General features: G+C 33.2%; 16 protein-coding genes. 4 read left to right on the top strand and 12 right to left on the bottom strand.

Annotation, left to right across the window (positions count from 1 at the left end; translation table 11 throughout):
* Window positions 1–11: 11 nt before the first annotated feature.
* Both IRZ83_RS04280 and IRZ83_RS04275 read left to right on the top strand, forming a co-directional pair.
* The gene (locus IRZ83_RS04280) at window positions 12–368 is read left to right on the top strand and encodes a hypothetical protein (protein WP_029268943.1); all 357 of its coding nucleotides are present in this window, start codon (window positions 12–14) and stop codon (window positions 366–368) included.
* Window positions 369–467: 99 nt separating this feature from the next.
* On the top strand, window positions 468–1,070 hold the full coding sequence (locus IRZ83_RS04275; RefSeq protein WP_194567038.1) for a GNAT family N-acetyltransferase: 603 nt from the start codon (window positions 468–470) through the stop codon (window positions 1,068–1,070).
* Between the two features lie 99 nt (window positions 1,071–1,169).
* Here the strand turns inward: IRZ83_RS04275 and IRZ83_RS04270 are convergent, their stop codons facing one another.
* Complete coding sequence (locus IRZ83_RS04270) at window positions 1,170–1,793, bottom strand: M949_RS01915 family surface polysaccharide biosynthesis protein (protein ID WP_194567036.1); 624 nt, start codon at window positions 1,791–1,793, stop codon at window positions 1,170–1,172.
* Between the two features lie 179 nt (window positions 1,794–1,972).
* Here IRZ83_RS04270 and IRZ83_RS04265 point away from each other — a divergent pair, with 179 nt between their 5' ends.
* Window positions 1,973–4,306 (top strand): GH92 family glycosyl hydrolase, encoded by a 2,334-nt coding sequence (locus IRZ83_RS04265; protein WP_194567034.1) that lies wholly within the window; start codon window positions 1,973–1,975, stop codon window positions 4,304–4,306.
* 131 nt (window positions 4,307–4,437) lie between these two features.
* Window positions 4,438–4,881: a hypothetical protein gene (locus tag IRZ83_RS04260; protein WP_194567032.1), complete on the top strand. Its 444-nt coding sequence runs from the start codon at window positions 4,438–4,440 to the stop codon at window positions 4,879–4,881.
* Between the two features lie 197 nt (window positions 4,882–5,078).
* Here the strand turns inward: IRZ83_RS04260 and IRZ83_RS04255 are convergent, their stop codons facing one another.
* The 11 genes from IRZ83_RS04255 to IRZ83_RS04205 all read right to left on the bottom strand — a co-directional run bounded on the left by IRZ83_RS04255 (window position 5,079) and on the right by IRZ83_RS04205 (window position 14,946).
* The gene (locus tag IRZ83_RS04255; protein ID WP_194567030.1) at window positions 5,079–6,938 is read right to left on the bottom strand and encodes a peptidase M61; all 1,860 of its coding nucleotides are present in this window, start codon (window positions 6,936–6,938) and stop codon (window positions 5,079–5,081) included.
* Window positions 6,939–7,039: 101 nt separating this feature from the next.
* On the bottom strand, window positions 7,040–7,318 hold the full coding sequence (locus tag IRZ83_RS04250) for a DUF2805 domain-containing protein (protein WP_026981974.1): 279 nt from the start codon (window positions 7,316–7,318) through the stop codon (window positions 7,040–7,042).
* 122 nt (window positions 7,319–7,440) lie between these two features.
* The gene (locus tag IRZ83_RS04245; protein ID WP_194567028.1) at window positions 7,441–8,268 is read right to left on the bottom strand and encodes a sterol desaturase family protein; all 828 of its coding nucleotides are present in this window, start codon (window positions 8,266–8,268) and stop codon (window positions 7,441–7,443) included.
* Window positions 8,269–8,410: 142 nt separating this feature from the next.
* Window positions 8,411–8,653 carry a GlsB/YeaQ/YmgE family stress response membrane protein gene (locus IRZ83_RS04240; RefSeq protein WP_194567026.1) on the bottom strand — a complete coding sequence of 81 codons (243 nt, stop codon included), beginning with the start codon at window positions 8,651–8,653 and terminating at the stop codon, window positions 8,411–8,413.
* 31 nt (window positions 8,654–8,684) lie between these two features.
* Window positions 8,685–9,392 carry an aquaporin Z gene (gene aqpZ / locus IRZ83_RS04235; protein ID WP_029268958.1) on the bottom strand — a complete coding sequence of 236 codons (708 nt, stop codon included), beginning with the start codon at window positions 9,390–9,392 and terminating at the stop codon, window positions 8,685–8,687.
* A gap of 10 nt (window positions 9,393–9,402) precedes the next feature.
* The gene (locus IRZ83_RS04230; protein WP_082447121.1) at window positions 9,403–9,771 is read right to left on the bottom strand and encodes a DoxX family protein; all 369 of its coding nucleotides are present in this window, start codon (window positions 9,769–9,771) and stop codon (window positions 9,403–9,405) included.
* 87 nt (window positions 9,772–9,858) lie between these two features.
* Window positions 9,859–10,755 (bottom strand): EamA family transporter, encoded by an 897-nt coding sequence (locus IRZ83_RS04225; RefSeq protein ID WP_194567024.1) that lies wholly within the window; start codon window positions 10,753–10,755, stop codon window positions 9,859–9,861.
* Between the two features lie 224 nt (window positions 10,756–10,979).
* Window positions 10,980–12,110: a peptidylprolyl isomerase gene (locus IRZ83_RS04220; protein ID WP_194567022.1), complete on the bottom strand. Its 1,131-nt coding sequence runs from the start codon at window positions 12,108–12,110 to the stop codon at window positions 10,980–10,982.
* A gap of 32 nt (window positions 12,111–12,142) precedes the next feature.
* Window positions 12,143–13,219 carry a peptidylprolyl isomerase gene (locus tag IRZ83_RS04215; RefSeq protein ID WP_194567021.1) on the bottom strand — a complete coding sequence of 359 codons (1,077 nt, stop codon included), beginning with the start codon at window positions 13,217–13,219 and terminating at the stop codon, window positions 12,143–12,145.
* A gap of 13 nt (window positions 13,220–13,232) precedes the next feature.
* Window positions 13,233–13,937, bottom strand: a complete 705-nt coding sequence (gldI, locus tag IRZ83_RS04210) for a gliding motility-associated peptidyl-prolyl isomerase GldI (protein ID WP_194567020.1) — start codon at window positions 13,935–13,937, stop codon at window positions 13,233–13,235.
* 4 nt (window positions 13,938–13,941) lie between these two features.
* On the bottom strand, window positions 13,942–14,946 hold the full coding sequence (locus tag IRZ83_RS04205) for a DHH family phosphoesterase (RefSeq protein WP_194567019.1): 1,005 nt from the start codon (window positions 14,944–14,946) through the stop codon (window positions 13,942–13,944).
* Window positions 14,947–15,077 lie beyond the last annotated feature (131 nt).

Raw genomic sequence — 15,077 nt, 5'->3', positions numbered from 1 at the left:
AACACCAGGCTATGTACGAATTACTTTTTTGGAGATATTTAGAAGAGGTTTACTTAAACCATCACGAAGTTTACGAAGCCCTTGTAGAAAGAGAAGATGTTGAAGGTCTTGAGACACTTCCTGTTGAGGTAATTATCAATCGTATCAATTCTGTTTTTTCGCAATGGGAAAGAGTGGATGAAAACAGCTGGAAAAACAATTCTGGAAAAGGCGCATTTCAGGTTATCACAACTCCGCAAAGCATTAAAATAGACTGCTACGGAACCGAAGGAAAAACCATGAATAAATTAGTTGAGGTTATGCAAGAATTCAAATGCCCATTGTACGATCCTCAAGTTCCTGAGCGTTACGATGAAATGAGTGAGTAATTTACTCTATTACTTTGTTGATCTTAGCGAATCTCTGTGAAGTAAGATTACATAATGTTGAACAAAGATTTTACAGAGAAACTAAAACAAAAAGCCATTATGACAACAAATTTTAATTTCTCAGACAATATTATTCTCGAAGACGATTTGGTTTTATTGCGCCCTTTGCAAGAATCAGATGTAGATAACTTAATAGAAATCTCAATCAACGAACCTGAAACTTGGAAATATTCTTTAGTTGGCGCAGACGGAAAAGAGAATTTAATCAACTATATAAAAGCAGCAATAAAGGCAAGAGAAGAAAAGAGAGAATTTCCATTTATAGTTTTTGATAAAAAAGCTCAAAAATATGCTGGTTCGACTCGTTTTTATGATATTCAGCTCGAATATAAAACAGTACAATTGGGTTTTACTTGGTACGGATCAGCCTTTAGAGGAACAGGTCTCAATAAACACTGTAAATATTTATTGCTTCAATTTGCCTTCGAAACACTTGGAATGGAACGTGTAGAATTTCGTGCCGATAATAACAACGAGCGAAGTATTGCAGCGATGAAAAGCATTGGCTGTAAAGTCGAAGGAGTTTTAAGAAGCCATATGCCAACGTCCAATAGAGAAGTGCGTCGTGATTCTATTGTGTTAAGTATTCTTAAAGATGAATGGTTTGATGAAGTAAAAGAAAACCTAAAGCGTAAACTCTAAAAAAAAGAACCATTGGCTCGATCCATATTGTAGAACTTGATTTTAATCCAGTTAAGAATCAAATTTCACAATTCACAATTCACAATTCACATTTTACAATTATCCATTTTTCAATAATAAATCTTGCTCTTTTCGTAGTATTACCACTAATTGATCTACATATGTTTTTATCTTTTGTGGTAACGAAGCCCAGTTTTTATCTTTCTTAAAATTTCTGCAATCATCTAAAGTACATTCAACTGCACGAATAACATATTTTTGATTTTTATAAACTGTAATTATTTTTACACGTCTAATTTCATCATTTTCATTTCTTGTTCCATAAACTATTACGGGGTCAATATATCCGTCGCCGTCAAGATCTTTTGTGGTGCAGTATTTTGTCCAAAACCAAATATTGGTTTCTTTAGGTTCAGTAATTTCTAATAAATCATTAATTCTCCATTTTTCTAGAAAACCGCCATGATCATTCATCGTACAAATGGCCTGAATTTTAGTATTCAAAGTGTCTTTCTTAGAAATGTTTTTTTGATTTTCGCAGAACAGCAATTCATATACACCGCCCTTATCCTGATATTCAAATGCTTTATAAATAGGAAAATCGGAAACTCCATTTAACTCTCTTTCAACAATTTCCTCTTTTGTCAGTCGATAACTTTCGATTTTCTGCGAAAAACCAATTGCAGAAGAAGCAAGGAATAAAAATAAAATATAATTTTTCATGAGCGCACTAACATTATTAGAAAATCAAAGATATTTAAAACCTTTTTAGTTGTTAGAAATTTATATTTTTTAAAAAGCATATTTTGTTGTATTTTTCTAACCTAAAATTACAGAAAAATCGTTTTAGTAAGTATCTGATAATGATATTAGATAAAATATTGATTAAGAAAAATTACCACATGAATACTATACAAAGCAAAAGTTTTCTTTTTGGGCTCTCCTTTTTAATGTTTGGTTATAGCAATACAACTTCAGCACAGAAAAAAACAACTGAAAAACGAAATTTGATTCAATACGTTGATCCAATGATTGGTACGGCAAAAATGGGGCATACGTATCCGGGTGCAACAGTGCCATTTGGCAGTGTGCAGTTGAGTCCTGAAACGGACACAATTGCCTACGGTCTCAATGGTAAATACAACGGAGAAGTCTATAAATATTGTGCAGGATATCAGTATGAAGATAAAACGATTGTAGGTTTCAGTCATACACATTTCAGCGGAACAGGTCACTCTGATTTAGGCGATTTTTTAATTATGCCAACAACCGGAAAACTGCAATTAAATCCTGGAGTAGCATCCAAACCACTTTCGGGTTATCGATCTGCGTTTTCGCATGAGACAGAAAAAGCTGAACCGGCTTATTACAGCGTACTTTTAGAAGATCATCATATTAAGGCAGAGCTAACGGCAACAACACGCGTTGGAATGCATCAGTATACTTTTCCAAAATCAGATGAAGCGCATATTATTTTAGATCTGACTTCTGGAATTTACAATTACGATAAAAAAAATGTCTGGACATTTGTTCGTGTTGAAAACGATACTTTAATTACAGGATACCGCCAAACAAACGGATGGGCAAGAACGAGAACAGTTTATTTTGCCATGTCTTTTAGCAAACCAATAAAAAGCTACGGACAGGCTGCGCAGGAAAAAAGTGTGTACAGAGGTTTTTGGGGAAGATTTGATCAAACTAAGAATTTCCCTGAAATGGCTGGTCAAAACTTAAAATTGTTTTTTGATTTTAATACTGAAGAAGGAGAGAAAATCAAAATTAAAATGGCTTTGTCTCCAGTAAGTTCTGCAGGTGCTCTTGAAAATATGAAGAAAGAAGTTCCGGGCTGGGATTTTGAAAAAGTAAAAAAACAAAGTCAAGAAGTGTGGAATAACGAGCTGAATAAAATTCAGATTGAAACGATTCAAAATGAAGATTTTGTAAACTTTTATACTGCAATGTATCATGCCTTTTTAGGCCCTACAGAATATATGGACCTTGATGGAAATTACAAAGGTTTAGACATGAACGTTCATAAGGCAGAAAACTTTAAAAATTATACAAGTTATTCGTTATGGGATACTTATAGAGCCTTGCATCCGTTTTTTAATATTGTACAGCCAACCCGAAACGCTGACATGGTGAGTTCGATGCTGGCGCATTCAGACCAAAGTGTACATAAAATGCTGCCAATATGGTCACATTATGCCAATGAAAACTGGTGTATGATAGGGTATCACGCCGTTTCTGTAGTGGCCGATGCAATTGTAAAAGGAAATACAAACTTCGATCCTGAAAAAGCACTGCAAGCCTGTGTTAATACTGCAAAAGTTCCCTATTATGACGGCTTGGAGTATTATATGAAAATGGGTTATGTTCCCGAAGATAAAAATGGTTCTTCGGTGTCGAAAACATTAGAATATGCTTATGACGACTGGGCAATTGCTCAAGCAGCAAAGAAATTAGGCAAAACCGATATTTATAATGAATTTATCGAAAGATCTAAAAACTACAAAAATGTCTACGATGCAAAAACAGGTTTTATGCGTCCAAAATTAAATGACGGAACTTTCAAGAAAGAGTTCGATCCCCTAGATACACATGGACAGGGTTTTATCGAAGGAAATTCTTGGAATTACAGTTTGTATGTTCCGCAAGATCCTGCAGAAATGATTAAAATGATGGGAGGAAATGACAAATTTAATGTTCGCTTAGATTCATTGTTCAGCATGCATTTGCCAGATAAATATTTTGAAAATACAGAAGATATTACAAGAGAGGGAATTATTGGAAATTATGTCCACGGTAACGAACCTTCTCATCATGTCGTTTATCTATACAATTGGACAAATTCTCCATGGAAAGCTCAAGATAAAATCAGGATGATTCTGAAAAAAATGTATCGCAATGGTGCTGACGGTTTAGGAGGAAATGACGATTTCGGACAAATGAGTGCGTGGTACATTTTCAGCAGTTTAGGGTTTTATCCCGTTGCACCCGGATCTGATGAATATGCATTAGGAAGTCCGCTGGTTAAAAAGGCGACTTTTAATTTAGAAAATGGCAAAACTTTCGAAGTAGAAACCGTAAATCAATCAGAGAAAAATGTGTTTGTGAGTAAAGTGTTGTTGAATGGAAAAGAACTTTCTAAGCCTTTCTTAAAGCATGCAGATGTTATGAATGGAGGGAAAATTACATTTTATATGAGCAGTAAACCGAATAAGAAAAAGTATTAGATTAAACCAAACCTAACAGGTTTTAAAAACCTGTTAGGTTTCAGAATAATATTTATTAGTATAATTCCTGAATTCGTGGCAAATAATTAAAAAACTTCACGAAATTTGCATTTAAAATAAAGACATTAAATATGAAAATAAATTTAAAATCAGGAATTGATAAATTGCTTTTCGGAATGAAGCAAAACGATGTAACGGCTGCTTTAGGAAAACCTGATAAAAATTATAAAGACGAAGATGATAATGTGATTTTTGTTTACAACGCACACAAAATCAGATTGACATTTTATCAAGAAGAAGACTTGAAATTAGGTTATTTAGTGGCGTCAAGTAATGATTTGGAAGTTTTTGGATTCAAATTAATTGGAAGAAAAATTGCTGATGTAAAGAAAGATTTGGCAACAAAAGGAATCACAAAATACACTCAGGAAACTTTTGATACGTTCGAAAATTATTTCAACGAAGATAACTGGTTCATCCTTCAAACAGAATTTGATGAAGTGGTAAAATTTGAAGTAGGAGCAATCATCAACGATAAAGACGAATTTGATTGGAAATTTCCAGTTAAGAAATAAAAATATCTACTATTATGAAAAAGTTTGTTATTTCGAGGAACGAGAAATCGCACTCGAAATTACGTAAAGTAAATAGCCAATCCTTGTTGAGCTTCTAAGTGCGATTTCTCGTTCCTCGAAATGAAAAATAACATTTAAATAAAAACAAAAAAACCGACAATCTCTTGTCGGTTTTTTTTATAATAATAATTAAAAGATTAACCTTTTAACCACGCATTTTTAAGTTTTTCTTTTGACGCATCTGTAGCTTTAAAAGTTTCTGTTTCTTCGAATGGCAATTTTACATTTCCTTTTATAGTTTGTTCCACACCGCCACGTTTAATTTTAAGTGTGATAGGATCATTGTCTTTCCAAGTTTCGCTAATCGTAATTAAATCATAAATATTAGCAACTGAATAAGGTGTGTTGTTTATAGAAACAATAATATCTCCACCTTTTAAATTTAATGCTTTGAAAAAATCATTTTGCTCAATATCAGAACGAACAACGATTTCTTTTGTTTGTTTATCAATAGAAATATATGGGGTTTGGCCTTTTAAGAAAATTGGACCAGCTTTTTTCTCAGATGATTTTGTAACACCCACTTTAGCTAAATAAAAATCGTAAGGAATTGGAGTTGTTCCAGCAACATATTTAGTTAAGAATTCTCCAACTTCTGGATATGTAAATTGTGTAATTTTAGCGAAAAGCTCATTATCGTTAAATGGTTTTTCAACACCATATTCAGTAGATAATTTGTGCATTAAATCAAGAATTCCTCTTTCTCCGTTGCTTTTTTCTCTGATAATAATATCAATACACATTCCGATTAGCGCTCCTTTTTGATACACATTCAAGTATTGGTCTTTATAAGGCTGTTCTAAAACATTTGCACTCATTTTTGTAAATGACATTGTATCATCTAAACTTTTTGACTGCTCAATTTTATCAGCAATACGAGTATAAAATGCAGCTTCATCAATTAAACCTTGATTAATTTGAAAAAGATTAGCAAAATATTCGGTTACACCTTCGTACATCCATAAATGCTCTGACATTTTTGGTGCATTATAATCAAAATACTGAATTTCTTTTGCGTGAATGGTCAATGGTGTTACAATATGAAAGAACTCATGAGAAACAACATCTTTCATTGATTCTACCAATTTTTCTTTCGGCATAGATTCAGGCAAAACAACTGTTGTAGCTGTTGGGTGTTCTAATGCTCCAAAACCGTGAGCATCATCTTTTGCCATGCTTGATAAGTACAATAGAACCGTATATTTTTTATTAGAATTTACTTTTCCTAAAAAGTTTTTCTGAGCCGTCATCATCGTTTTCATTTCTGGCGTAATACTTTCCGCAGTAAATTTCCCTGTTGGAGAATACACAGCAATCAAAATATCCATTCCATTTACGTTGAAAGTAGTATAATCTGGCTTAGAGTACATAATTGGGTTTTCAACCAAAACAGCATATCGAGATGTAGTAAAAACATCGCTTGTTTTGCTCGCATCTTCGTCAGTCATTGAAGTTGCACCCCAAAGTGTGTCAGGATGTGTAATAGTAACTTTATAAGGAACCTCTAACTTATCTTGAAAATATCCAACAAAACCATGCGTATTTACCATAAAGTTAACTCCCGCATTGATATTAGTTCCTGCAGGCGAAAATACATCGCCGCCGCCAAAACCGCCGCCTTTTTCAGTATCAAAAGTATCACCAACTAAATAGGTAATCTTTTTTAATGTTTTTGCATTTGAAATAGACCAGGAATTATCGTCAATTCTTTTTACGGTTAATTCATTTCCTTTAGCATCAAAAGCTTTAAAACCATCTGAATATTTACCATAATTGTCTGTAGAGTAAGTTCCAGGAACTGTTTTCGGTATACTGTAGATAATTTCGTCTGTTTTAATTGCTGGAGGCGTAACGGTTACCAAAACTTTGTCATCTTTTACATCGACAAGATTAATGTTTACATCTACGGTATTGCTCTTTGCTCCACCTGATGTACTACCCGTTTTACAGCTCCAAAGTGAGACTGCCAGAGCTAAAGTGTAAATTATTTTTTTCATTTGTTCGTGTTTAGTTATGTGTATTTGACTGATATATTATCAAAATGTTACAGTCTATGTATAAATATAAAAAAAAACTCCTGAAAATCAGGAGCTTTGTTTTAGTCTAGTTTGTTTTTTATATAATATTTTCCGTCCAAATCTTCATCAAAATCATCTATTTTAACTGGTTTTGGCTTTGGTTTATTTGCAATGGCCTTTTTTTTCCACATCTCAAATTTTTCTAGAGGCATTTTCTTCTTCATGATTTCCAGAACTTCTTTTTCTGCCAATCCAAATTCTTTTTTTATAATTTCAAATGGATTTCTTTCTTCTAAAGCTAGAGAAACAAGTTTTTCAGTTTGTTCCCAATTCAATTCTTTGCGGTTACTCTTTTTCATCTCGTGAAAATTAATTCAAAATAGAGGGTTAATGATTAATAGATTGATTTTCATTTTATATATCAATATTAATAAAAAAAATAATTAGTTGGTTCGATCAAGTATGTTTTTTTTTACTGATTTTAAATGTTTTTTGCAGATCTTGATTTTTGAAACGGAATTTTTAATAAATTTTTCAATTTATTGTTTTCTTCGGGCGTCATATGTGTATCTACGCCATAAATTATTTCTTCTTTTGGCAAGGTTGTAAAAGTGCCAAAAAGACGGTCCCAAAATGAAAAAATGTTCCCATAATTACTATCTGTATAAGGCAGTACATAATGATGATGTACCTTATGCATATTAGGAGAAACTATAAAGTAACTGAGTATTACATCAAATTTATCTGGCATCGAAATATTAGCATGATTAAATTGTGAAGCAATGACAGATAAAGATTGATAAAGAAAGACCATCCACATTGGAGTTCCAACGATTAAAACTCCTGCTGTGGTAAAAATAAAACGAATAATACTTTCTCCAGGATGATGTCTGTTGGCACTTGTGGTATCAATCCAAGTATCTGTATGATGAATAAGATGAAATCGCCATAAAAATTTCACTTTGTGCTGTACAAAATGGGCTAGGTAAGCTCCTATTAAGTCTAATAAAAGCAAGCCAATAATAGTATAAAGCCAAATAGGAATTTTAGGAAGCCATTGCAGTATTCCAAAATGATTCTCAGTTGTCCAGCTGGCCGTCTTAATTAATATGAAAGCCAAAATAAAATTGACGATTATAGTGGTAATGGTAAAGAAAATATTGATTCTGGCGTGATGCCATTTTCTATATTGCATCTGAAATAAGGGAAAGGTATTTTCTATTATCCAAAAGATTGTAATTCCTCCTACCAAAATTAAACTTCGATGTGATGAGGGAATCGTGCTGAAATAATTAATAATCTCATTCATAGTAGACATTAATTTTTAAGTAATAATAATGTTTTCTGAGTTTTTAAAACAGCAATACATTTAGGTATTGAAATAAAAAAAAGAGAAAATCAAATATAAATATAAGATTTTCTCTTTTCAGAATATAGTATTAGTGAAATATTTACGCTTTTTTGATTAGGCTAATTATAAATAATAAAACCCAGGCACCCCCAGCAGCAATTAGAATTTGCCACAAAAGTCCGCCACCTCCGATGCCTAATTTTCCAGCAATCCAGCCACCAGCAATTCCACCAATAATACCAACAATGATATTACCAATTAGTCCAAAACCCGCACCTTTCCATATTTGCCCTGCTAGCCATCCAGAAATTGCTCCAATAAGTAAGAAATATAAAAATCCCATATTTTACTATTTAATTATTTTTTTGCTTTTGTTATGCTTCTGCATGATTTTGAAGCAACGTCTTATATATAAATCCAGCGGCTATAGCTCCTAAAATTGGTGCTGCCCAGAACAGCCAAACTTGTGAAAGCGGACCTCCACCAACAAAAATTGCCTGAGATAATGATCTAGCAGGATTTACAGAAGTATTTGTAATTGGAATACTGATTAAGTGAATTAAAGTTAAAGCCAAACCAATTGCAATACCAGCGAATCTTCCGTTTGCAAATTTATCAGTAGCTCCTAAAATAATCAATAAGAAAAATAATGTCAATACAAACTCAGCAATAAATGCTGATTCTAATGAGTAACCATCTGGAGAAAATGCGCCAAAACCATTAGAAGCAAAAGCTCCCGCTTTAGTATTGTCTATTGCGAAACCAGCTTTTCCTGAGGCAATAGTGTATAAAGTTCCTGCTGCAGCGATTGCACCAATACATTGTGCAATAATGTAAGGTATAAGGGCCTTTGCTGGAAATCTACCGCCAGCCCATAATCCAAATGAAACTGCTGGATTAAAATGTCCGCCAGAAATATGTCCAACAGCATAAGCCATCGTTAATACGGTTAAACCAAATGCTAGAGCAACACCAGCAAAACCAATACCTAATTCAGGAAATCCAGCTGCAAAAATTGCGCTTCCACAACCTCCGAATACCAGCCAGTAGGTACCGAAAAATTCTGCAAATAATTTTTTCATAATAAATAATTTAATGGTTAAAGTTGAATGTATATTGGTAAGCCCAAAAAATCAACAAAATTTGTAAGGGCAAACGTACAAATAAAATCCATTTAGGCAAGCCGAAACTTGCTTTTTTATTTTGATACATGAATAAATTGGCAGGAAAAATGGCAAGTAGCAATGCTATTAAGCCCCACGCGGCGAATATTGAGGTAAAAGGAATTGTTAGGAGTATGCCTAGTATTATTTCAGCAGCTCCACTTAAGGTATTAATTAATTTGGGGTTTTTGAACGCTGGAGGAATGATTCTTATATACATTCCAGGGTTTCTAAAATGATTAATTCCGGCAATTATGTAAAGAAAAGCCATTAAATACAAATGCCAAGGTAAATTCATGATATCTTATTGTTTATCACTAAATTATAAAAAAATTAACAATTATTGCTTTTTGCATTCTTTTTTTTAATGGTCTTCAAAAATGAGTTACTTTTTAGTCTTAAAGTTTACATTCATAATAATTATAGCAAGAATAATTAATACAATTCCAACCCATTGTAAAAAGATAACTTTTTCATTTAAAAGAATATATGCCATCATAACTGAAACAGGAAGTTCAAGTGCAGAAACAATACTTCCTAAACCAATTCCCGTTAAAGGAAAACCAGCGTTCATAAGCATTGGCGGAATTATGGTTCCAAATAGAGATAAAACGATTCCCCATTTCATGAAAATTTCCAGATTAAAAGGTGTAATCTGAGTAGCAAATGCAAATGAAAAGACGATTATAGCACCGCCTAAAAGCATATATAAACTGCGCTGAGCAGATGAAATTTCGGTAGCGACACGATTTGCAGTAAACATAGTAGTTGTAAAAGACGCTGCAGCCATTATGCCCCAAGCAATTCCTCGCCAGTCTAATTTTACGTCGTTATTAATAATATTAGTTGCCAGGACTGTTCCTAAAAGAACGATAAATACAGCAATTACTTTTTGTTTAGAAGGCAGTTTTTTCTCCAAAATCATTTCAAGAAGAACACCCATCCAAACGGTTTGCATTAATAAAACGATTCCAATAGATACAGGAATAAATTTTACAGCCAAATAATAAAATAAGCTGGTCATTCCTAATGAAGTTCCGGCAAGCATTAAATTGAATATATTTTTTGATGTAGCTTTTACAACATTTTCTTTATGTTTTATCTTTTGGAAAGTATTAATCAGTAAAATTCCAATTATTCCCAGAACAAATTGAGATGTCGTTACTTCTGCAGTGGTATATCCTTCAGCGTAAGCCATTTTTACAAAAGTGGCTAACATTCCGTAAGTTGTAGCTCCTAAAGCAACTAAAAACACTCCTTTTAATACGTTATTTTGTGACATCTTAACTTATTTGTTTTAAAAATTCAAGCCGGCAAAGGTAAGTTATTTTCTTTAGGATTTAATAATAAATCATCTTAAACGTTATTATTAGTGAAGCTGAGTGTCTTGGTTAATGTTTAAAATTGATGATTTGATAGAAATATAGAAAACTAAATTAAAGCAAAAAAAGCCATCAAATTTTATATTTGATGGCTTTGAGTATTTTTAAAACGAATCAGAATCAATTACTTCGTAGGCTGATTTGTATACGTTTCAATTTCAAATATTAAAGTTGTATTGGGCGGAATTACACCTCCAGCACCTTTTTCTCCATAAGCTAAATTTGATGGAAGAAAGAAAATGGCTTTTTCTCCGTCAGTCATCATATCTAAGGCTTCAATAAAACCAGGAATCATCCCGTCTTTTTTACCAACTGCAAAAGGAAAAGCTTTGTATCCGCCTTGCGCATCTCTATTAGCATCGTATTTACCGTATGCTTTTGCTACGCTAGACATACTGCTGTCAAAAAGATTTCCATCTTCAAAATAACCTGCATAGTGAAAATAAATAGTAGATCCTTCAGCACCTTTTACTCCAGTACCTTTTTGTGTAACTACGTATTTTAAACCAGATGCAGTAGTTGTTGCTTTTGCTTTAGTTGCAGCAAAATATGCAGCTTTATCCTTAACTACTTTTTGACCTTCTAATTTTTTAGCTTCTTGTTTTTTTACATCATCATTAAAAACTTTAACAGCATCAAATTTTTTAGCAGCTGCACCTTTTCGAGTGATGGTAATTTTTGTCATAATATCATCCTGAACAATTTTATTTACATTGTCCATTCCTGAAACTACATGACCAAAAATAGTATGTTTTCCGTTGAGCCATGGTGTGTCTTTATGTGTGATAAAGAATTGACTTCCGTTTGTTGCAGGACCTGAATTTGCCATTGCCAAAACACCGCCTTTTTCGAATTTTAATTCTTCAACGAATTCATCTTTAAATGAATAACCAGGACCGCCAGAACCATTTCCGTCAGGATCACCTCCTTGAATCATAAAATCATTGATCACTCTGTGAAATTTTAAGCCGTCATAAAAAGGTTTTCCTTTTAATTTTTCAACTTTTACATAAGGATTTTTTCCTTCTGCCAAAGTAATAAAATTGGCAACTGTTACAGGAGCTTTTACATATTCTAAAGAAACTACTATATCTCCCTTTGTTGTTGAAATAGTAGCAAAAATACCATCATTAGGATCTGTTTTTGCAACTGCTTTTACTACTGTTGCTTTTGGTTTTGCAACAGGTTTTTTTGTCGTTTGTGCCTGTAAATTTACAACAGCCAGACAGAATAAAAATAGAAATTTAAACTTCATTTTGTTTCGAATTTATGTCTATGATATAATTATTATTGTGGTTTTTCTAATAATTGAATTTCGAAAATAATATTAGCGTTTGGCGGAATAACTCCTCCAGCTCCAGTTGCTCCATAAGCTAAGTGAGATGGAATAAAAATTACTGCCTTATCTCCAAAAGATAATTGCTCAATTCCTTCAATAAATCCGGGAATCATTCCGTCTTTACGTCCTGCTTGAAAAGGAATTGGCTGATATTGTTTTGCTTCAGCTCTTGCTGCATCAAATTTTCCAAACGTTTTTGCTACGTCTTCTAAGCTAGTATCAAATAAGGTTCCATCTTCAAGAAAACCTGCATAATGAATATATATTTGAGTTCCGATAGCTGGTTTTTTACCAGATCCTTTTTCTGTAACTACAAATTCTAAACCAGAATTTGTTTTAGTAGCTTTTGCTTTTAAAGCTGCATAATACGCTACTTTCTCTTTTTGAACTCCAGCGAATTTGCTTTTTTCTTTTTCAATTTCTGAAAAATAATCGTGAAATACTTTTACAGCGTCAAACTTTTTAGCAGCTTCACCATTTCTGACAATAGTTACAGAAACTATTGTATCGCCTTGTTTTACTTGATTTACTACTTCTTGACCTTTTTCAACTACATGACCAAAAATTGTATGTTTTCCGTCTAGCCAAGGAGTCTCAACGTGAGTAATAAAAAATTGGCTGCTGTTTGTTCCAGGACCATTGTTTGCCATTGCCAGAACGCCAGCTTTGTCAAATTTTAAATCGGTGATTTCATCTTTAAATTTATATCCAGTATCTCCAGAACCAGTTCCTTCAGGATCTCCAGTTTGAATCATGAATTCTTCAATAACTCTATGGAATTTTAATCCGTCATAAAAAGGTTTCCCTTTAAGGTATTCTTTAGTTACAAATTCATTTTTACCTTCTGCCAAGGTTACAAAATTGGCTACAGTAATTGGGGCTTTTTTATAATCTAACTCAACAATAATATGCCCTTTATTAGTTTCAATATCGGCATATAAACCATCAGGCAAGTTGCTGTGTTCGTCTTTACAAGAATAAAATGAGGTAACGGCTAGTAGTAATAATAAAATACTCTTTTTCATTTTTAATGTTTTGTTATGGGTTTATTGTATCTTTTTTAGTTGGAACTGCTGTCTTTGCAGCTGCAGGTTTTGGCGTTGCAGGTTTTGGAGTTTGTCCAGCCACTGCGGGTGTTACTGCTGTTGCAGTTTGTGGAGTTGTGCCTGCTGAAGGTGCCGTCGTTGGAGCTGCTGGATCTGGTACAAAATTACGAAGTGTAACAGTACACATTAAAGACTCGTTCGGGCCAATTTTGTTATTGTCTCCATGATATCCGTATGCAATATGCGATGGAAATAAGAATGTTACGGTTTCGTTTTTATGCATAAACTTAATACCGTCTCGCAATCCCATCATAATATCTTGTTTGTCTACATAATAGGTTTGTGGTCCAAGATCAGCTTCAGAATAAATAATTTTTCCGCTTATATCTTTTACTTCTAAATTGAAATATGCAATATCGCCTTTATGCGGAGTTTGAGTCTCGGCTGTATTTCGCTCATCATATGAAAACCAATATCCTTTTCTTGTAGCATAATATTTTACCTTCGGGTTGCTTTTGATGATTTTTTTGATGACATCCTCTTCATTAGCAACTAATTTTTTATTTCGGTCAGCCGATTTCTTCATGAAAGTACCTGAAGCTCTCGAAAGAGGTCTTCTTGCTTCTTCATGTTGTTTGCAGCTAATAAGCAAAACACTAAAAAGAAGGCTGTACAAGCTTAATTTTAAATAATTCATTCGGTTATATTTTTAGTTTTGTTACTAAATCTTCAAATTTCTTCAGCGTTTCTTCCATAGATAATTCAGATCTTCCGCCTGCTGCATTGCTGTGGCCTCCGCCATTAAAATGATCTCTTGCAAACTGATTTACATCAAATCCGCCTTGAGAGCGGAAAGAAATCTTAATAATTTTCTCGTCTTTATTTTCTATAAAAATAGCAGTAAAAACAATTCCTTTTATACTTAATCCGTAATTTACGATTCCTTCGGTGTCGCCTTTAACATAATCAAATGCATCTAATTCAGATTGAGTAAGTGATGTATAAGATGTTTTATGTTCTTCATAAACTTTCATATTCTGTAAAGCGCGTCCTAATAACTGTAAACGGCTATATGAACTGTTATCGAATAATAAAACTGGAATTTGAGTGTTTTCTACTCCCAAATCAATTAATTCTGCGATAATTCGGTGTGTATTTCCAGTTGTTCCCGGAAAACGAAACGAACCTGAATCAGTCAATATTCCAGTATAGATACAAGTTGCAATGGTTTTGTCGATATCTTCTTTTTTATTTAAAAAAGTAATAAAGTTGTAAATCATCTCACAAGTCGATCCGTATGAAGTATCAGAATACATATAAGCAGCATAATCATCTGGTTTTTGATGATGATCGATCATAATAAATGGAGCAGTCAGCTTTGCTAACGTATGTTCCATTTCGCCAGTGCGGTGAAAAGCATTAAAGTCAAGCGTGAAAATAAGCTCGGCTTCTTGTAATATTTTTGTACAGTTTTCAGTGTCTTTTTCAAATATTTTTACTGTTTCAGAACCTGGAAGCCAAGCCAAAAAATCAGGAAAATCATTAGGAGCAATCACAGTAGGCTGGTGATTGTTTTTGAGTAAAAAGTGGTATAAAGCTAAGGTAGAACCCATGGCATCTCCATCTGGTCCTCTATGCGGAATTATTGCAATTTTCTTTGGGGTCGCAAGCAACAATTGAATTGCTTGAATATCTTGTATTTTCATAGTGTGCGAATTTACATTTTTTTAATGTAATGTTGAAATCATTTTAGAGATTAACACACTTTTTAGAATTGTGAGTTAGGAGTTATGAATTGTGAGTTTTATGGTTTTCAGTTTTAAGTTTGGAGACTGCT

Source organism: Flavobacterium sp. JLP (genome assembly GCF_015350755.1).
Lineage (GTDB): Bacteria > Bacteroidota > Bacteroidia > Flavobacteriales > Flavobacteriaceae > Flavobacterium.
Note: the sequence above shows the minus strand (reverse complement) of the source record. Positions and strands in the feature narration are given on the sequence as shown.